The sequence below is a fragment of the Mesorhizobium sp. B2-4-19 genome (assembly GCF_006441315.1).
Classification (GTDB): domain Bacteria; phylum Pseudomonadota; class Alphaproteobacteria; order Rhizobiales; family Rhizobiaceae; genus Mesorhizobium.
This window is the reverse complement of the sequence record NZ_VFUV01000004.1, coordinates 343,069-359,674: the sequence shown is the minus strand read 5'-3', so window position 1 is coordinate 359,674 and position 16,606 is coordinate 343,069. Positions and strand designations below refer to the sequence as shown.

At 58.3% G+C, this 16,606-nt stretch carries 20 protein-coding genes and 4 pseudogenes; 13 read left to right on the top strand and 11 right to left on the bottom strand.

What is annotated here, in order from left to right:
- Positions 1-70 precede the first annotated feature (70 nt).
- The 3 genes from FJ546_RS10320 (at position 71) to FJ546_RS10310 (ending at position 2,942) form a co-directional block, all read left to right on the top strand.
- Positions 71-1,525, top strand: a complete 1,455-nt coding sequence (locus FJ546_RS10320) for an inorganic triphosphatase (RefSeq protein ID WP_348641969.1) — start codon at positions 71-73, stop codon at positions 1,523-1,525.
- 263 nt (positions 1,526-1,788) lie between these two features.
- Positions 1,789-2,400, top strand: a complete 612-nt coding sequence (locus FJ546_RS31995; protein WP_348641968.1) for a helix-turn-helix transcriptional regulator — start codon at positions 1,789-1,791, stop codon at positions 2,398-2,400.
- Positions 2,343-2,942 carry a hypothetical protein gene (locus tag FJ546_RS10310; RefSeq protein ID WP_181167893.1) on the top strand — a complete coding sequence of 200 codons (600 nt, stop codon included), beginning with the start codon at positions 2,343-2,345 and terminating at the stop codon, positions 2,940-2,942. The genes FJ546_RS31995 and FJ546_RS10310 overlap by 58 nt, the downstream gene beginning before the upstream one ends.
- Before the next feature lie 7 nt (positions 2,943-2,949).
- Here the strand turns inward: FJ546_RS10310 and FJ546_RS10305 are convergent.
- Positions 2,950-3,150: pseudogene (locus tag FJ546_RS10305) on the bottom strand (IS5/IS1182 family transposase); the annotation flags it as partial.
- A 114-nt stretch (positions 3,151-3,264) separates the two neighbouring features.
- Here FJ546_RS10305 and FJ546_RS10300 point away from each other — a divergent pair.
- From FJ546_RS10300 to FJ546_RS10290, 3 genes are all read left to right on the top strand, one after another.
- On the top strand, positions 3,265-3,867 hold the full coding sequence (locus tag FJ546_RS10300; protein WP_140889219.1) for a DUF6338 family protein: 603 nt from the start codon (positions 3,265-3,267) through the stop codon (positions 3,865-3,867).
- Positions 3,868-4,096: 229 nt separating this feature from the next.
- Positions 4,097-4,291, top strand: coding sequence for a hypothetical protein (locus FJ546_RS10295; protein ID WP_140889218.1), 195 nt, complete (start codon positions 4,097-4,099; stop codon positions 4,289-4,291).
- 2 nt (positions 4,292-4,293) lie between these two features.
- Positions 4,294-4,641 (top strand): hypothetical protein, encoded by a 348-nt coding sequence (locus tag FJ546_RS10290; protein ID WP_140889217.1) that lies wholly within the window; start codon positions 4,294-4,296, stop codon positions 4,639-4,641.
- Between the two features lie 209 nt (positions 4,642-4,850).
- Here the strand turns inward: FJ546_RS10290 and FJ546_RS10280 are convergent, their stop codons facing one another.
- The 4 genes and pseudogenes from FJ546_RS10280 to FJ546_RS10265 form a co-directional block, all read right to left on the bottom strand.
- Positions 4,851-5,192, bottom strand: coding sequence for a hypothetical protein (locus FJ546_RS10280; RefSeq protein ID WP_140889215.1), 342 nt, complete (start codon positions 5,190-5,192; stop codon positions 4,851-4,853).
- Between the two features lie 14 nt (positions 5,193-5,206).
- Complete coding sequence (locus FJ546_RS10275; protein WP_348641966.1) at positions 5,207-6,388, bottom strand: sialate O-acetylesterase; 1,182 nt, start codon at positions 6,386-6,388, stop codon at positions 5,207-5,209.
- Between the two features lie 214 nt (positions 6,389-6,602).
- Positions 6,603-6,902, bottom strand: a pseudogene (locus FJ546_RS10270) (transposase family protein); the annotation flags it as partial.
- Between the two features lie 176 nt (positions 6,903-7,078).
- Positions 7,079-7,165: pseudogene (locus FJ546_RS10265) on the bottom strand (GTP-binding protein); the annotation flags it as partial.
- Between the two features lie 98 nt (positions 7,166-7,263).
- Here FJ546_RS10265 and FJ546_RS10260 point away from each other — a divergent pair.
- The gene (locus tag FJ546_RS10260; protein WP_181167885.1) at positions 7,264-7,710 is read left to right on the top strand and encodes a Fur family transcriptional regulator; all 447 of its coding nucleotides are present in this window, start codon (positions 7,264-7,266) and stop codon (positions 7,708-7,710) included.
- A 31-nt stretch (positions 7,711-7,741) separates the two neighbouring features.
- Here FJ546_RS10260 and FJ546_RS10255 read toward each other — a convergent pair whose 3' ends face one another.
- From FJ546_RS10255 to FJ546_RS10245, 3 genes are read right to left on the bottom strand one after another with little or no spacing between them, the layout of a single operon-like run.
- Entirely contained in the window at positions 7,742-8,617 is an 876-nt protein-coding gene (locus tag FJ546_RS10255; RefSeq protein WP_140889212.1) for an alpha/beta hydrolase, read from the bottom strand.
- A 21-nt stretch (positions 8,618-8,638) separates the two neighbouring features.
- Positions 8,639-8,959 carry a nitrate reductase gene (locus FJ546_RS10250; protein WP_140889211.1) on the bottom strand — a complete coding sequence of 107 codons (321 nt, stop codon included), beginning with the start codon at positions 8,957-8,959 and terminating at the stop codon, positions 8,639-8,641.
- 19 nt (positions 8,960-8,978) lie between these two features.
- Positions 8,979-9,941 carry a GTP-binding protein gene (locus tag FJ546_RS10245; RefSeq protein ID WP_140889210.1) on the bottom strand — a complete coding sequence of 321 codons (963 nt, stop codon included), beginning with the start codon at positions 9,939-9,941 and terminating at the stop codon, positions 8,979-8,981.
- A gap of 289 nt (positions 9,942-10,230) precedes the next feature.
- Here FJ546_RS10245 and FJ546_RS31555 point away from each other — a divergent pair.
- The 3 genes and pseudogenes from FJ546_RS31555 to FJ546_RS10230 form a co-directional block, all read left to right on the top strand.
- A pseudogene (locus tag FJ546_RS31555) lies at positions 10,231-10,692 on the top strand (hypothetical protein); the annotation flags it as partial.
- A 278-nt stretch (positions 10,693-10,970) separates the two neighbouring features.
- Complete coding sequence (locus FJ546_RS10235) at positions 10,971-11,615, top strand: HupE/UreJ family protein (protein ID WP_348641965.1); 645 nt, start codon at positions 10,971-10,973, stop codon at positions 11,613-11,615.
- A gap of 73 nt (positions 11,616-11,688) precedes the next feature.
- Positions 11,689-12,393 carry a hypothetical protein gene (locus FJ546_RS10230; protein ID WP_140889209.1) on the top strand — a complete coding sequence of 235 codons (705 nt, stop codon included), beginning with the start codon at positions 11,689-11,691 and terminating at the stop codon, positions 12,391-12,393.
- Positions 12,394-12,498: 105 nt separating this feature from the next.
- On the opposite strand, the gene FJ546_RS10225 is transcribed toward FJ546_RS10230, so the two are convergent.
- Genes FJ546_RS10225 through FJ546_RS10215 form a run of 3 tightly spaced genes read right to left on the bottom strand, consistent with a single transcriptional unit; the run spans position 12,499 to position 14,958 of the window.
- On the bottom strand, positions 12,499-13,275 hold the full coding sequence (locus FJ546_RS10225; protein ID WP_210243102.1) for a metal ABC transporter permease: 777 nt from the start codon (positions 13,273-13,275) through the stop codon (positions 12,499-12,501).
- Between the two features lie 10 nt (positions 13,276-13,285).
- Positions 13,286-14,080: an ABC transporter ATP-binding protein gene (locus FJ546_RS10220; protein ID WP_140889208.1), complete on the bottom strand. Its 795-nt coding sequence runs from the start codon at positions 14,078-14,080 to the stop codon at positions 13,286-13,288.
- Positions 14,077-14,958 carry a zinc ABC transporter substrate-binding protein gene (locus FJ546_RS10215; protein WP_140889207.1) on the bottom strand — a complete coding sequence of 294 codons (882 nt, stop codon included), beginning with the start codon at positions 14,956-14,958 and terminating at the stop codon, positions 14,077-14,079. The genes FJ546_RS10220 and FJ546_RS10215 overlap by 4 nt, the downstream gene beginning before the upstream one ends.
- Positions 14,959-15,196: 238 nt before the next feature.
- Between FJ546_RS10215 and FJ546_RS31165 the strand changes: the two genes are divergently transcribed.
- The 3 genes from FJ546_RS31165 (at position 15,197) to FJ546_RS10205 (ending at position 16,532) form a co-directional block, all read left to right on the top strand.
- Complete coding sequence (locus FJ546_RS31165; protein ID WP_181167884.1) at positions 15,197-15,337, top strand: hypothetical protein; 141 nt, start codon at positions 15,197-15,199, stop codon at positions 15,335-15,337.
- A gap of 240 nt (positions 15,338-15,577) precedes the next feature.
- Entirely contained in the window at positions 15,578-15,883 is a 306-nt protein-coding gene (locus FJ546_RS10210; RefSeq protein WP_140889206.1) for a ribbon-helix-helix domain-containing protein, read from the top strand.
- Between the two features lie 175 nt (positions 15,884-16,058).
- Positions 16,059-16,532 carry a hypothetical protein gene (locus FJ546_RS10205; RefSeq protein ID WP_140889205.1) on the top strand — a complete coding sequence of 158 codons (474 nt, stop codon included), beginning with the start codon at positions 16,059-16,061 and terminating at the stop codon, positions 16,530-16,532.
- Positions 16,533-16,606 lie beyond the last annotated feature (74 nt).

The window sequence follows — 16,606 nt, the reverse complement described above, 5'->3', positions numbered from 1 at the left end:
GACAGCTTTATGACGCACCATGCGGGTTGGGACCCCTTCGATTGTCGTGAAGTTGCGCGGCGCCGAGGACATGATGCAGGAAACGGAACTGAAGCTCGAGCTTTCGCGGTCGGGTGCGGGAACGCTCCTGAAGAAAAATCCGTTCGGATCCTCGCCTACCGTTCTCCAGCAGAGATCGATCTATTTCGATACCCCCGGATGGGACCTGTCCAAGCGCGGACTATCGCTCCGTATTCGCCAATCGGGAAATGAAAGGATACAAACCGTCAAAGCCGGCGATGGCGCTGCGGCCGGATCGTTCACACGCGAGGAATGGGAGCGACCGGTCGCCGGCGATACACCGATACTTGATGATCCGGAGATCCGAGACCTGCTTGCAGGGGCTGGCCCAAAGCTCGCGCCCTTGTTCGAGGTTCATGTCAAACGGCGTTCTTGGAACGTGATGGATGGCGACGCCGCGATCGAAGTCTCTTTGGATCTTGGCAAGGTCGTTGCGGCCGATCGCGAGGCGCCGCTCTGCGAGATCGAGTTTGAAAAGAAGGCGGGCTCGCCGAAAGCGCTGTTTGCGCTGGCCCGGAAAGTCGACCTGATCACGCCGGCGCATCTCGGGGTGCTGAGCAAAGCTGAACGGGGCTATCATCTGCTTGGTGCGGCACCCGGTGCTGTGAAATCGGCCGCGACCCCGCTCATTTCCGAGATGAGCGCGGCAACGGCGTTCGCGCGCATCGCAGCAGCCTGTCTCAAACAGTTTCGTCTCAATGAAGCGGTGTTGGGCTGGTCTCGCGATGCCGACGCCCTGCACCAGGCTCGTGTGTCGTTGCGACGGCTGCGCTCCCTTTGCTCGATCTGCAAGTCGTTGTTCGACGACAGCCGTTTTGACCACCTGCGAGAAGAATTGAAATGGCTCGCCTCGGAACTTGGCGATGCACGCAATATCGACGTAATGATCGACCGTACTTCGAGCGAGCCTCTCTTTAATCGTCTTCAAAACGCGCGCGAGGACGCCTATACGGCGGTCAAAGCTTCGCTTTCCTCGCAGCGCGCTCGTTCCCTGATGATCGATGTCACCGAGTGGATTTCCATCGGAGACTGGCGGTCCGACCAATCGGACGAAACGTTGCGCGAGCAGTCGTCGAGGGATTTCGCCTCCAGTGTATTTGATAAGTTTTGGAAAAAGGTGGTGAAGGGCGGCAGCAATCTCATCGATGCCGATGACGAGACCCGCCATAAAGTTCGCATCGCCGCAAAGAAACTGCGCTATGCGGCGGAGTTCTTCGAGCCGCTTTACACAAGCAAAGCGGAGGCCAAACGCCATCGACGGTTCATCGAGGCGATGAAGGGCCTGCAGGATCAACTGGGCAGCCTCAACGATATCGCCACTGCCCCCGATACGCTGGCAGCGCTGGAGCTTTCGGACGTGGCTGGTGCAAAGGATCTCTTCAGCGCCGACGACAAGTCCAAGCTTCTCAAGGACGCCGCTGATGCGCACGACGCCTTTGTCAATACCAGGCGCTTTTGGCGTTGAGGCAGCCTGCAGAAGTGACGAAGCACCCGGCACCGATATGCCCGCTGTTGGGTTCTCAAATGCAGTGATCGCTTCCTGCACAGACTCGGCGTAATTCCGCGATGTCCCTTCCTCTATCAACCGGACGCCTCATGGACCGTCCTATTCGCATGCCTTCGCTGCACCCTATCGCACCTATCGGTCACAGCACTTTTCGACCCAGAAGCTCTGCCGTCAACATCAAACTATGAAATATTCCTAGTGAAGCAGGAATGGAGCGTAGAATGCTGACTACCGGAAACCAATTGCGAGCCGCGCGCGCGCTTGCCGATATGGATCAGGGCACCCTTGCGAAACGCGCCGGCGTCAACGTCAACACGATCAGCGCGATGGAAAAACGCGGTGGGCACGGCTTGACCAGTAGTCTCGACAAAATACGGGCTGTTATGAAAGTGCTGGAGGCTGAGGGTGTCGAATTTCTGAACCATGGCCACCCCGGCGTGCGCCTCTCCGGTCAGGTTCGACCGAAGCCGATGCTATTCCGGCGCGATGACGTACCAGAACGGGGCTGGGTGGCCTTTGCGTTCGACTATTCAGGCAAGAGGCATGTTGCTTTCTTGCTGCACGCCGCTCTGAGAGACGGCCCGACCGACGGCAAGAACCCCAGCCAACTGTTCGACGATCGCGTTGAGCAGATATTGGCGGTGGCCGCCGAGCACGTAGATCAGGGCCTTGTCGACAGCGACGGCAAGATGATCATCGGTGAGTTGCCGCTAATCCTGGCGCATGAATTGCGAGAACACCACTTATCGCTAGCTCGCCGCCGGTGGCGCCTGGCTTGCGTGCGACAATCGAGTTCGCTCGTAAGGCGATCACCGGGTTTGATTTGCACCTGATTTCCGGCGATGGTGCTCTTCGGAATCGGGAGGCGATAATGCAGACAAAATTTCTGGGATCACCAGGTAAGCTGTCGGACTGCGCGGCAGGCGAACTTATTCGCGTCAACTGGGGCGGTCGGGACAATTTGGCGATCGTCGTCAAGCCCGTCAACGGCGGATTGGTGGTAGTTTTTCTGCCATTTGGTGCAGCGGAGCCAACAGTGGGCGTCGCTCAAGCATCGAGCAAACTCGTACTGCGGTATGGGACTGATTGGCTCCTCGAAATGATTTATCCACAGGATATGTCACCGAAAGCCACCGCTTCCGAGGTCGTCGGTTCAGTTGTCCGCTCTTCGACTGGAACGCACATTTGCGTCCTCGATAAGACCCCGCAATCCATCAACGAACCTGTATATGTCAACGTGGAGGCCAACAGCTTTGGTAACCCAGAAGGGCCGGTAGTAGAGACACAGAGGTGGAAGATCTGGGCTGCGCCCAATGATTGCGACACACCCGGGCGGTTTCCACTGTATGAATATCAGCCCCCAGCGGAGGTCTAGCAGGGTGGTCGGCGCCGAGAGTGATCGCCCGCGACCGGTCGGCGTGAGGTTCGATCATGTGCAGGGCCGCCACCCGCTCGGCACGTCCGTCGGCCAGTGTCAGACAGGCTTCGACCAGCAGGCCGTGACGGTTCTCCATTAGCCCATGTCCCATAAAGCACAACCTGGCCTCCTTGCCCCGCCCTTTGCGATAGAGCCTAGCGTCGGGGCCTTATCGATACAACCCTGCCCCCAGATTGCGAAGTGCCCTCTCATGGTTCACACGCGCGGCGGTTGACCGCTTGCCCGATGCGCGCGAATGTGGTGATGGGTTGGGGGAGCGATGCCAGACTTACAATTCGGTGACGCGCAATCGCTTGCAATGAGCCTGGCGCTTCTCGTGCCTGGCGCGCTGATCGTTTGCATCAGATCGCGCTTTCTGACTGGCCGCCGGCGCTCCCATACTGAGGAAGCGCTCTCGTATGCGATAGTCACGCTGTTTTACTTCGCAGCGACGCTCCCTCTTTTCCATGCAATCTACACCAGCGATGCGCCCTGGTGGCAGCGCTGGGCTCTTTGGGTAGCTCTCATCTTGGTGATCCCTGCACTGATCGGCCTTGCGCTGGGGGTGGCATACCAGAAAGGATGGATCGCGCGCTGCCTCAAGAGGTTCGGCATTGATGTAATCCACCCGATACCAACGGCTTGGGATTGGAAATTCGGTCAGCGGAACGAGCACTGGCTTATCATCAGGCTCAAAGATGGGACCGTCTTTCACGGGTATTATGGGATGGGGTCGTTTGCATCTTCGGACGGGGAGCGCGATATCTATCTCGAACAGATCTTCGACCGTGACGAGCTTGGCACATGGGTCCCGTTGCCGCAGGGCATGTGGGTGCAGGTTTCCGAAGTCAGCACGATCGAATTTCTTCCAGTGAGCAGATAGGAGTTAGACAATGACTGAGAAGCCTAAGGGATCACCAACGACTGAGCAGAAAGGGTATCAACCTTCGCGAGTTGAGACCCGTCCGGCGCCTGGCGGGGTCCAAGGTGGCTATACGCCAACCACGGGATCTGGCGCACCTGCAAGCAGACCGACAACTGGCAGCGGCGGCAAGAAGTGATTGGCGGCGTTTGAGCGTGTGAACTTCGGCACGCTGAAATAGGGGGGAGAATTGGGCGCGCTTATCCTCATAGTAATAGGGCTTGCCGTGGTTGCCATGGCATCAGCCAATTTCAAAAATCAGACCGGTGTCGATGCGCCGACACGGAGTGCCCTGAAGGGAATACGACGGCGCGCCAGGAAGGCCGGCGTCAGCGAAGAGCAATATTTCAACGACTGGGTTGAACGCAAAAAGCGCAGGAAATAAAGATGCCGAGACGTCTATTGTTAATGCTTGTGCCGTTCATTCTTGGAGCCGGTGCAGCTGTTGCCGACGAGAAGACCGGCGCCATGGCCGACATCAAGGCGAACTGCAAGACTGAGTGGGCGACCGACTATTCGATGCAGGAATACTGCATCAGCCAGCAGGTGGAGGCAATTAACGCAGTCTCCAAGATCTACAAATCACCACTGAGCTTCGATGAGAAGGGCATGATGGACAAGTGCCTTTCGGAATGGTCGAAGCCGCGAGGAGCCGACTGGACAATGGTCGAATACTGCTACAATCAGCAGCATGAGAGGCATCTGAATGAGTTGGATTTGGGCACCTCATCATAAGCATTGCGGTTATCGCAATGAACTACTGGGCCTATCACAAAAACCGTGATGGCTCATGGAACTCCGTGAGTACCTTCCGCCGCCGTCGTTTGACCGACGGGACGTACGCCAGCGGCGAAATGATGCGTCGATGGACTTTGCAGGGTTGGCAATACCGCCGCGAAACAGACGTCGAAACCAAACAGGCTGACGACGCAGCGGCTTGGTAATTAGTCGGGCCGCGCCCCGGCAACAGCCGTCTCCATAGCGATCCGAATCGCATTCAGTTCAGCCTCTTTGGCATTGAGGGAAGCTTGGAGATCCAGCACCTTGGCGGGCTCATTTTCGAGATCTGCCAGCACTTCGGTGTTGATCTCGGCGATGACTTGCGGGATATCCCACCCCTTTTCGATGGCTTCCGCCGCCATTATGCCCATCGGAGGATAGTTGCGGCCGAGTGGATCGGTACCTTCGACACCGATGATGACGTGCCAGCCTGTTGGCCGGTCATCATCTCTTCGCCTTCCGCGATACAGAAATTCCTCGATATAGAAATTGTCATTGGCAGGCATGAGACTTCTCCGATTTAGGAAACGATAGCGCCGTCGGGCCAGCGCCAATTGGTGCCATCGCTGATCGCCATGCGCTTGTTCGACGTGCCGTTGGAAACGTAGATGGCTTGCCCCGCCACCGATGCGCTGGGCACCGTCGCGACGGTGTAGGATCGAAAGTTCAAATGTGAATTGGCGTCGACAACCACCTGCGCGTTGTTCCGATGGATCAATGCGCCGGTGCTGTCGATCCGCAGACGCTCGGTTGCCGATGCAGCACCATCGGCGGTGGTGCTAAAGGCGAGTCGGCCAGGCATATCATTCGCGCCAGGAGTGCCATCAACGGACGCGCTGATCGTTACCGCTGGAATGGGGTTGGCCCCATCATAACCTCGCCAGGTGATTTGGCCCAGCGAATCAGCATTCTGGACGATTGTATTCGCCCCCGCGACAGCGCCACGGCTCTTCACCAATGCGAGGGTACCTGAACCGGCAGTAGCTTGATTGCTAAAGATTGCAAACGAGCTCGACCCTGCGTCTATGCCATGAATTTGAAAGCCCGCAACGGTCCCGGTAGCATTGATTGCTAGAGCCGCCGTGAAGCCTTTTACAAGGTTGCCACCGGTCAGGGTGTACTGGCCCGTGAACGGATCAATGAAGAATTTCTGCTGGACTGCCCGGGATGCTTTGGAGGAAAGCAGGCCTGCTTGATAATAGCCTTCGGCTATCAAATGTACGTGGGTGCCGGTATCCCATAGTGAAGCGGGTAGTTGCGAAGTGAATACGCACTTCCTGACGTCCGGCTCTTCCGCAGCGCATTGCGCCAGGGTGATATTGAACGTTGAATACGGCGCGCCCCCTGGCACTGACGTACCCATAATAATAATCGGTGTCGTGTAGTCGAACCATGTTTCGCCACGCAATCTCGCAACCACTGAGTTGAAATCCGAGACGTAGGTCGTCGCGCCGGCGACGGCATCTGCCTCGCCTTGCCACCAACCAATTTTGGCAATTTTGGCTCCGCCAACAACGAGCAGCGCTGCCTCGACGTTCGCTTTGACAGCAGCATACATGTCCGGAGTTGGGCCACCCGCCATCCATTTTGATATTGGGATTCCAGAATGCCCTATCTTGACCACATAAACTTGGGCCAGAGGATGATTGCGCGCATAGTCGGCGGCATCCGAAAACGACCATGAAATTGTCGTTGCGTCCATTGCCGTAAAGGCTGTGCCGACATGGGTTGTGTCGCCGTCCCAATTCCAAAGATGCAGGTTAGGCGGTGGCGCCCACGCATAGGCAAGACGATTGTCGACGTTTGATTGCCCGGTATAGACGAAGAGAACGGGCTCGACACCCGAGCCAATTGTTGCCCGCTGCCCCGCAGCGTCCGCGTCGGCAAGAATTGCCCGCCCGGCAACTGTGATGTCTCCAAGCGCTGAAGGCCACAGAGAACAGCTGCGGATCGATCCGGTTCATCAGGATCGTCAGCCAGCGGCCGCCGGGAACGCCATGGTCATAGGGCAGATAGCGGCGCAGGAACGCCAGGTGCGCCTGTCCCCATTCCGCGATCAGATCATAATCGTCGCAATCGCAGATCGTGCCGCACACCACCAGAAAAAGCACTTCCGGCAGAGGATGAGCCACCCGCCACGGCTCACGCGAATCCTCTATCTCGCCAAAACGATCGAGCAGCGCCCGCAGACGCGATGTCTCAAACCCTTCAAACAATGCGTTAAGTGTTGCTGGTGCGATAACAGAAGAACGAAACTGGACAACGTGAACGACAATTGACCAGGCCTGCCGAGCTAACTACCTGGAACGGCACACTAAAATCTGAATATTTTGGTGTAGTTCATTGATATTTATAATATGGTTGGCCCAGAGGCCGCAGTCGAATACTTAGTGTTGAGAAGTGTCGTCTTTCCTGCTCCGAGAAAGCCGGAAAGGACGGTCACCGGCAATTTGCGCCCGGGCGTCTGCCTGCATGTGATCTCCCGTGAATTTTCAATTCCCGTTGACCCCTCGGTAAGTTATGTTATTACATCGTCAACAGAAAGGTATGTTGTTTCGTAACAGAAATGCGAACCGAATGCTCGATCTCAACACCAGCACGATCCCCGGCGGTCTGACCAAGAACCAGGCGCTCGTCCTGGAAATCATAGACAAGGCGGGTAAGCCGATCGGCGCCTACGAGATTTTGGGGGAACTGCAGCCTCGGGGGATCAGATCACCCGTGCAGGTCTATCGGGCCGTCAACAGCCTTATCCAATGCGGTATCGTCCACAAGGTCGAGAGTATCAACGCCTTTGTGCGCTGTACCGATGTGCACCCCCATCGTGGACACACAACGATCCTCGCGGTTTGCGATCGGTGTGGAACTGTTGTTGAACACCACGACGAGACAGTCGATCATCGGCTTGTGGCCTGGGCTAGGCAAGAGGGCTTTCAGGTCGACACTGTCGCTATCGAACTCAAGGTGCGCTGCGCCACTTGCAGCGCCTTACCTCCGGCAACCACAAGTATGCCAGCGTCATGACGAAGGCATCGCGGGCGGTCAACAATTATGCTTAGTCGGATTCGAAGAGGAACGGGTTGATCGTCTCGCAGGTCAGATCGGGAAACTCCTCATAGAATGAGAGCTTACCGAGCGGCAATTCGATGGCCTGCACATTGGGTAGCGATGCGAGGCCCGTCATCTCCGCCCTCGACTTGCGTGGAGTTCCGTTACTGTAGACGAGGAGAACCTTCGTCGGGATACGTCGCGCGCTTTCCAGGAAGGCATCGCGATCGGTGAACGGATCGAGTTCCCCAGCGACGAAGCGGAAGGAAGCGTGGCGGGCGCCGGGCGCTTCGGTGACGGTGCGTTTTTCGGCCATGCGCTCTGGCGTCAGCCAGGCCGGATCGGCATAGACGTGGCCGCGCGCCATCATGCCGATGAAAAGGCTGTTCACATTGAGCCGATAGAGAAACGACCCGGCGAGCGGCACGTCGACGGCCTTTGCCAGCCTGCGAAACAGCGCCATAGGCCTGCCAGTCATGGTCGGAAGCGGCCCACGCCAGGTCGGCGACAGCAGGCACAGACGACCGAAGCCAGCCGGATTTTCGGCGGCTTCTGCCAGCGCATAGCCCGCGGCATGGCCGGCAGCGATGGTCACAGCAGGCTGAACGACACTCTGGGTCAGGAAGCGCAGGAATGCACGATAGAGTTCCGGGCGCCAGTTGATCCTGGGGCGAGGCAAGGTGCCGAAGCCGGGCCAGTCGATGGCCGTCGTCGCAAAGGATGTGCCGAGCCGCTCCTGCAGCGGTCGCATCTCGGTGCGGGTCGAGATCGAACTGAGCGCGGGCAGGAGGAGCAGGTTCTTGCCCGATCCAAAACGGGTCAGGCCGATGGCGACGTTTTTGCCATCAGCGCTCCATTCAATCTGATCCTCGATCCAGTCCATGCCTTCGATGCTTTTTGACGTTCAAATTTTGGGGGAACCCTCTGTCTTCTGCCTGGAAAGCCGCTGCTCTGTTTGCAGCGCGAGGGCGATGTCAGGCTCGCCAATCATTGCCGCCGCCTTGCCGACGCGCAAGGAGCGTATCGGCCGTTCCACCTCGAATATGCTGACGACGGTCTCCAGGTCGGGACAGCCGGATTCGCAGCAGCGAATCTCCGTCACGGTGATTGCAACATCTTCCTTCAGATCAAGCCGATCGCGTGCCCATTGTCTGATCCTGTCGGCACTTGACGATGAAGGCCCCCGTCTGGGCGCAAACGGATTGACGAATTTCACCAGCTTCACAGCCTCTCGTGATCGAAGGTCACGCCCGGCAACCCATGAAGCCGCGCTCGATGATGTCCTTCGGCAGATTGCGTCCGATGAAGACAAGACGACTGATCCGTTCCTCATCGGCTTTCCACGGCCGCTGATGATCCCCCTCGAGTAGCATATGGACGGCTTGCACCACAAAGCGGTCGTCGTCTTCCTTGAAGGCGAGAATGCCTTTCATGCGCAACATATCCATCCCGAACTGCTGTGTGATCATCTGCAGCCATGGTAGGAATTTTCGCGCATCGAGCGGATCCCTGGTGACCAGGGCGAAGCTGGTCACATGGTCATCGTGCTCATGCTCGTGGAACTCGACGAGGAAATCCGGCTCCACTTCTAGGATACGGTCCAGGTCGAAGGAATTGCGGCCGAGAACCTTGTCTAGATCGACATCACAACGCTGTGTGCGGTGGATGGAAACAGTGGGGTTGATGCGCCGGATGCGGCTTTCGACCTCCTTCAGGTCTTCGGCCGAGACGAGGTCGGTCTTGTTCAGCAGCACAGTGTCGGCGAATGCCAATTGCTCCTGGGCTTCGTGCGCTTCATCGATCTCGCCGAGCAGATGCTTGGCGTCAACCACAGTCACGATGGAATCGAGCCTGGTCTTGGAACGAACGTCCTCGTCGACGAAAAACGTCTGAGCGACCGGCGCCGGGTCGGCGAGGCCGGTCGTTTCCACCAGGATAGCGTCGAAACGGTCGCGACGGCGCATGAGGCTGTCGATGATGCGGATCAGGTCCCCGCGCACCGTGCAGCAGATGCAGCCATTGTTCATCTCGAACACCTCTTCGTCGGCGTCGACGATAAGGTCGTTGTCAATGCCGACCTCGCCGAACTCGTTGACGATGACGGCATATTTCTTGCCATGATTTTCGGACAGGATACGGTTCAGAAGCGTGGTTTTGCCCGCGCCAAGATAGCCTGTCAGCACGGTCACGGGAGTCTGGGTCGGCATGGCGGAGGGCTCCGTTGGGGGTCGGTTTTAATCTTGTTACCGGTTATGGTATAACGTATCAAGCACAAAGATGTGAGGTTTGGACGGATGCCCATAGAATCGCTATTTCATCATAGAGGACGGGTTCGTTCGGTCTTGAGACGTTGAAGGCGGGGCCGAAAAGGGGAAGTCCGGTAAATGGCAGTGCCTGTCGTGCCCACAAGCATGGTCGGGGATATGCCTGCAATTCTGGTGAGTTTTGGCATCGCGGCATCGATTTGAGCCACGATCCTCTTCCGGGCATCCCTGGCAACGCCGGAATCTCACGATGCGGATGCATATGCGCCGCTTTACACGCCTGACAAACGGCTTCTCAAAGAAGGTTGAAGCGCCTGCTAACGCGGTTGCGCTTCATTTCATGTACTACAATTTCGTGCGCATCCAAAAGACGCTGCGGGTTACGCCGGCCATAGCTGCTGGCGTGACGGACAAGCTTTGGAAGATTGGCGATATCGTCGCGCTGATCGAGGCAAAGGAAGCCGAAAGGCCAGTCGCGCGCGGCCATTACAAAAAGCGCATTTGTCGATTAGCCGATATCCCACAATGGAACGGTATTTTTAGTGGCGAGTTAAGGAATAAGCGGTCGATCCCTCCGGCCGCCGAGAAAATCGCAGGAAGCTCGTCGCTTACGCTCAATAGCTGCGACGGGCTTTTCTCGTGTCAATGTCGTGAATTGCCGAGCGGGCGATGGCTGCTACCTTGTCTGCCATGAGTAGGACGCTGACAATCGCTATTGTCGTTCGTGGTAATGTTGGTTGCGGTCTTCGGGTTGGTCTGGCTATTCGAGCCGCCAGATTGGGGACAGTTCTGACCAATGCTTGGATGAGCGCCGCGAAGCCCAAGTCGGCCAGCTACGGGGACAGGCTAGCCGGCGCCCAACGGCGCGGGAGTGGCGCCAATATTGATACTATCACACCGGCGTTTTAGGCGGCAAATTTCAAACTGACCCACTACCCAATTTGGCGGTTTGGCAACATGGCAGGTTCGTGAGTGGTGCAGATACTTGAAGAGAAAGCAGGGCTGCCGTCCATCAGTAGCCAAATCCGGTTTGGCTACTTTGCATGCAGCATAGCGGCGGCAGCAACAGCTCTGACGGCCGGCTCCACGATGGCGCAAGCGCATATCATTCAATCAGCGACAGGTGGATTTGGCAGCGGCTTCGAACATCCGCTGACTGGGCTCGATCATTTTCTGGCGATGTTTGCCGTTGGATTGTGGGGTGCCCAGATCGGCGGACGTTCGATCTGGACGCTGCCTGTTGCATTCCCGCTGATCATGGTCGTAGGCGGGATTGCCGGAATAGCAGGAGTTCCGCTGCCCGGTGTTGAAATTGGCATTGCGCTGTCGATCGTCGCCCTGGGGCTGGCCATTGCTTGCGCCTGGCGGCCGGCGGAATGGGTTGCGTTGCTTATGATTGCCGTGTTCGCCATCTGCCACGGACATGCCCACGGCGCGGAACTGCCGAATGCAGCCGACCCGGCCGACTATGCCATTGGCTTCGTCATCGCCACAGGCTTGATCCACCTGCTGGGTATAGGATTCGGACTTCTGCTGGGCAAGGCGTTCGGCGGACGGTTGTCGCAAGCTTTAGGCGGATTGATCGCAGCAGGAGGCCTTTATTTCCTTGTCGTCTGAAGAACACCCCAAGCGGTCGGCCAAACTCCTGCTTCGATGGTCAGGGCCTGTCGTGGCTGTCGCCGGCGTTGCCATGATCGGCGTGCTTGCAACCTCTTCCGAAAGGACGCAGACGACCTGGTGGATCCTCAACAGCGCCCTTTCTCCTGAACGCGTCTTGCCGCTGGTCGGATTGGGCCTTGCAACCGCTCTGGTAAGCGTGAGGCTTGGAGTTCTCACACTCGTGGCATTGCTGCTGGGCGAGGTGGTCGGGGCTTTGCTCTACGATCGGTTCCTTGGTGTTATGGCCGGCGTACGGGGAGCGACGACTCACGCTTTCCTTACCGCGCCGTTCTCGATGCTGATAATCGGCGTCGTCCTTGTTGTTTCTGGTCGTTTCCGAACTTGGACAATCCCTGCCGCAGCGTTGCTCATCGGCGCGTTGTTGGCCGTTGTCACAAAGCTCACCGACCCTACGTTAAACGATCTCCGAATACCGCTCTCGGGGACGATCATCGCCCTTTGGATCATTGTCGCCGTCGGTCTTATCGGGCGAATTTTCCCGCCTGCGTGGTACACGATCGGCGTACGCATCCTGGGCAGTTGGCTGGTCGCGATCGGGCTCCTTCTTGGAGGAACCGCGATCGCCACCAAGCCTCCAACAGCCATGCCCCAACCATCGGCGGCTGCTCCAGCCGATGGATTGGGAATCGGAAGATATCGCTACGAGCCCCCTGTTCAGCAATTTACGCGGCCGCGCGATCCCTTGAAGCAGGGCGAACACAAGCTGATGCCGTGAACGGCATCGCGGCCCAGAAAAACCTCTGAACGCGTGGCCGATCGAGCCGGGCTGCAGCAGGCCGGCTACTCTGGTGTTCGACGCTTTCAGCCGCTCATCAGGAAATCATCGCGCCGCCTTCAAGCGTTGGATGAAACCGGCGACCAGATAGGCGACCGCACCGAGCGACGTGATCCAGAAGCTCGTCGGCCAGTCGGTCACGAATGCAAGCCACAAGCTGATCCAGGCGATGGCAACCGCAAGCGCGATCGAGACGACGATACCTGGCATCACACCACGGGTCAGTCGCAGTGTCGTTGCCGCAGGGGCGACCATCAGCGCGAAGACGAGAAGCACTCCGACGATTTGGGTGGCTTCAGCCGTCGTCACGGCGACAATGATCATGAACAGTGTCGAAACCAAATCGAGGTTCACGCCCTTCGCCTCTGCCAGCTCGGGCTGCAAGCTGGCGAAGAGCAAGGGCCGCGAAATGAAGGTCAAGCCGACCAAGATCACCATGGACAGAACTGCAAGGATGATGACCGTCCGCAAATTTATGCCAAATACATTTCCGAACAGCACGTTGGTCGCTTGGGAAGCGAAGGCGGTATAGAAATGCAGGAAAAGCAAGCCGAGACCGAGGGAAAGGGTCAGCACGATGCCGATCGCAACGTCGCGATGTGCTCTTTCGCCCAGCAGTCCGATGCCGATGCCCGCCAGCACGGTAAAGATGGTCAACCCGAAGAATGGCGACAGGCCGATCAGGCCGGCGCCCGTTGCCCCGGGAAACCCGACGTGCGCCAGCGCATGTCCGGCGAAGGTCTGACCTCGCAGCACGAGGAAATATCCTACCGCCCCGGTTACGATTGCGACGACCGTGCATGCCGCGAAGGCATTGCGCATGAATTCATAGTCAAACATCGTGAACATGCGCAGCGCCCTCCAATTCAATGTCGTCCGCCATGACGAAGATGCGTCCGCCGGCGCGCACCACGTTGATTTGCGTTCCATAAAGCTTCGACAGGACCGGACCGTTGATGACCTCGTCGACGCTCCCGATCGCGGCGTTCCCGTTGCCGAGATAGAGCACGGCATCGACGGCGCGCAGCAGGGGGTTGATCTCGTGCGAGCAGAAGATCACCGCGATACCCAGCCGCTCGCCGACCTCATGGACGAGTTCGATAATGGTGCGCTGATGCGCCGCGTCCAGACTGATCAGCGGCTCGTCGAGCAGGAGCAGTTGAGGGTTGCCGATCAGCGACTGGGCGATGAGGATACGCTGCCGCTCGCCCCCCGACAGCTCCGCGAACGGCCTCCTGGCGATATCGGCCGCGCCGACCTCTTCAAGCGCGTTCCATGCCGCGTCCTTCTCGAGCGCCGACGCCGCCGGCCAGCGCCAGCGATGGCCGCCCGCCGCCGTGACGACGAGATCGAAGCCGCTGATGCCGGCATGGGTCACGGTGCGGCGCGCCTGCGGCATATAGCCTATTGCGGGATTGCCGCGTGTCGGCGGCCGGCCAAGAACGGAAATCGTTCCACTGGCCGGACGGAAAAGCCCGAGGACCGCGCGCAGCATCGTTGTCTTGCCGGCCCCATTGGCGCCAAGCAGCCCTACGAAGGCACCTTGTGGAATGGAAAAGGAGACATCGGAAAGAACCCGGCGTCCCCCATAGGTCAGTGTGACCCTGTCGAAGGCGATGACGTTCATTGCGTGCGCGCGGCAAGGGCTTTCTGCACGTCGCCGATCTGGCCGCCGAACCACGACTGGATCGTCTGGCCGGTCGGCTCCGTCTCGGTCACGCCAATGACGGTGACCTTGTTCTGCTTGGCAATGTCGAGAAGGCGCGTCGTCGCTTCGTCCGTCACCTGCGAATTATAGAACAGGATCTTGGCCGACCCGTCTTTCAGACTGTTCTCGAATGCCGCCACCTGTGTCGCGCTCGGCTCGGTGTCGTTCATTACCGTGACCTGAAAATCGTAATTCAGCATCTTGAGGCCGAGGGCATCGGCCATATAGCCGAATACCGGCTCCGTCGCGGTGACCTCAGTTCCGCCGTAGGCCTTCTTGACGTCATTGATCTGCTTGTTGATCGCATCCAGCGACGACTGGAATTTTGCGAGATTGGCCTGGTAGTGGACTGCATTGGCAGGATCAAGCTTCGAAAGATCGGCGGCGAGTTCCTTGGCGATCGCGGGCAGCGTCGCCGGATTGTACCACAGGTGTGGGTTGTCGCCCGACTTCTTGCCGATCAGATCCGCGGCTACGATGGTCGTGCGCTGCGTGCCGGTTGAGGCCGAAAGGAGCTTGTCCATCCACGGATCGTAGTCCGCGCCATTGTAGATGATGATCTTGGCGTCGGCGATCGTGCGCGCCGTCGAGGGACTTGTCTCGAAAAGATGCGGGTCATCGTCGGGATTGGCAAGGATGCTGGTCACCGCGACATGGCTGCCGCCGATCTGACGGGCGAGATCGCCGTAGAAATTCTCGGCCGCGACGATGTTCACCTTATCTTCGGCGCGAGCACCGCCGCCTGTCAGCAGTGCCGCTGCGAACAACAGCGCCGCCACGAATGGAAAGGAACGCATGTCTTTCTCCCTTTGCAGAGCGAGGCAACACCTGTCGCCGGAGCGATCACTGGGTAGGTTATGTTATTACGTTGGTCAACGAAAAAAGCAACGTTATGACATAACGGAAATGTGAATAAGCGCATGAGCCGATCGGCGCTTGCGAGATTTCAAGGGAACTGAAGCCTCGTAGGATTAAATCAACCCATGCAGCGGCGGCTATGATTGTGACTGCCGCCTGTCCGGCTGCGATTTCGCAATGGCGATCATTCCCGAGGCGAACAGCGTTGGGCCGCTGTTGACCGCCTTCGTCATCACCTCCGACAGCAAGCGCTTTTCCGAGGCGGTGGTCTGGCGTTACGAGCTTCAGCCGCTCAGCTCGCGCGGTCCTCCTGCCTAGAAACCGGCGGAGAGCAACCGTGACGGTTGCGGGATCAGTTCTATATGTCGACCATCCACCAATTCAATGCGGGCCGGCCTACAAAACGGGTAGCAGCCGGTTAGCACGTCGAGCGGTGTTTTTGGGCTGGACCACGCACCAAGATCCGATTGCAGTCACTGCGAATTGAGAGGAAAATGCGCGCCGGGTTGGTATCCGGAAGGTCGCGCCCAAAAGCAAAATCAAACGGGAGGTCTTCGCATGTGTAAGGTCTTTGCCGGGCAGGATCCGGAAGGGTATCGGTTAATCAATCGCTCAGTTCGAATAGGCGGCCACTCGACGAGCATCCAGCTCGAAGCCACTTTTTGGACGCTATTGGACGAGATCGCCCATGGACAGAGCATGACGGCGCCGAAATTCCTCTCGACGCTTTACGATGAAGCGATCGAGATCAACGGCCATATCCCGAACTTTGCCTCGATGCTGCGCACCACGTGCGCGCTCTACCTGCGCGATAGGCACTCTTTCAACAGCAAACCTTCGGAATCGAAGAACAAGGCGGCCTGACACGGGCACTACTCAAACGTACGAATACCGGCGCCCGTGTGGCAGCCACCTGCTACCAACGACACCCATTTCGGCGCTATCTAATATGCATGGCGGACCCCACGGTGGCAGTGTAAAGTCCGCTGCAAGAAGAGAAATTGCCGCACCGGCACTGCCGACGAATCTGGGAGGATTCATGGTTGAGATAATCTCCAAGCGCGACGGTCCGCGGCGCGAGGATGTTCAGGTCAAGCGGCTGATCGAGCAGAACCGCTCGACCATCGTTCGCCTCGCCGACCAGATCAGCGGCGGCGGCTATTCGGCTTCCAGGCAGCCTCGCCAGCAGCCCAAGGCGGAAGGGCTGATCATCCATGTTGGCGGCAGTGCCGCGACCGTGACTGATGCCACGCCGTCCATCCAGGTGACTATGAATGGTCGTGTGATCTCGAAGGATCAGAACACGGGCCGCCAGCTTCACCATATCGGCGACGTCCGCAACCGGAACGGAGACCAGATCTTCGTGCTGGCAACGAAGCAGAATGGCTTTTTCTCACCGGTCGACGAAACCATCGCCGAGGCGCTTGCCGGGTTGGATGGATCGCGGCTGACCGCGACTTATACCGAAGAGCAGCTTGCGGCCGATATCGGTGCGAAACTGGGAATCGACTAAGGACTGATATCCGGGCGTGGCTGTGCACGTCCTGTCCGCGACAGCATACAGAAATGGCATACCTCAAAGGTACT

Excerpts from the sequence above, each read along its gene's own strand:
- FJ546_RS10320 (WP_348641969.1), top strand. The coding sequence starts at position 71 with ATGATGCAGGAAACGGAACTGAAGCTCGAGCTTTCGCGGTCGGGTGCG.
- FJ546_RS10215 (WP_140889207.1), bottom strand. The coding sequence starts at position 14,958 with ATGCGTTCCTTTCCATTCGTGGCGGCGCTGTTGTTCGCAGCGGCACTG.
- FJ546_RS31165 (WP_181167884.1), top strand. The coding sequence starts at position 15,197 with ATGGCGATCATTCCCGAGGCGAACAGCGTTGGGCCGCTGTTGACCGCC.
- FJ546_RS31995 (WP_348641968.1), top strand. The coding sequence starts at position 1,789 with ATGCTGACTACCGGAAACCAATTGCGAGCCGCGCGCGCGCTTGCCGAT.
- FJ546_RS10245 (WP_140889210.1), bottom strand. The coding sequence starts at position 9,941 with ATGCCGACCCAGACTCCCGTGACCGTGCTGACAGGCTATCTTGGCGCG.
- FJ546_RS10260 (WP_181167885.1), top strand. The coding sequence starts at position 7,264 with ATGCTCGATCTCAACACCAGCACGATCCCCGGCGGTCTGACCAAGAAC.
- FJ546_RS10300 (WP_140889219.1), top strand. The coding sequence starts at position 3,265 with ATGCCAGACTTACAATTCGGTGACGCGCAATCGCTTGCAATGAGCCTG.
- FJ546_RS10290 (WP_140889217.1), top strand. The coding sequence starts at position 4,294 with ATGCCGAGACGTCTATTGTTAATGCTTGTGCCGTTCATTCTTGGAGCC.
- FJ546_RS10225 (WP_210243102.1), bottom strand. The coding sequence starts at position 13,275 with ATGCGCAATGCCTTCGCGGCATGCACGGTCGTCGCAATCGTAACCGGG.
- FJ546_RS10205 (WP_140889205.1), top strand. The coding sequence starts at position 16,059 with ATGGTTGAGATAATCTCCAAGCGCGACGGTCCGCGGCGCGAGGATGTT.
- FJ546_RS10210 (WP_140889206.1), top strand. The coding sequence starts at position 15,578 with ATGTGTAAGGTCTTTGCCGGGCAGGATCCGGAAGGGTATCGGTTAATC.
- FJ546_RS10230 (WP_140889209.1), top strand. The coding sequence starts at position 11,689 with ATGATCGGCGTGCTTGCAACCTCTTCCGAAAGGACGCAGACGACCTGG.
- FJ546_RS10255 (WP_140889212.1), bottom strand. The coding sequence starts at position 8,617 with ATGGACTGGATCGAGGATCAGATTGAATGGAGCGCTGATGGCAAAAAC.
- FJ546_RS10280 (WP_140889215.1), bottom strand. The coding sequence starts at position 5,192 with ATGCCTGCCAATGACAATTTCTATATCGAGGAATTTCTGTATCGCGGA.
- FJ546_RS10220 (WP_140889208.1), bottom strand. The coding sequence starts at position 14,080 with ATGAACGTCATCGCCTTCGACAGGGTCACACTGACCTATGGGGGACGC.
- FJ546_RS10275 (WP_348641966.1), bottom strand. The coding sequence starts at position 6,388 with ATGGACGCAACGACAATTTCATGGTCGTTTTCGGATGCCGCCGACTAT.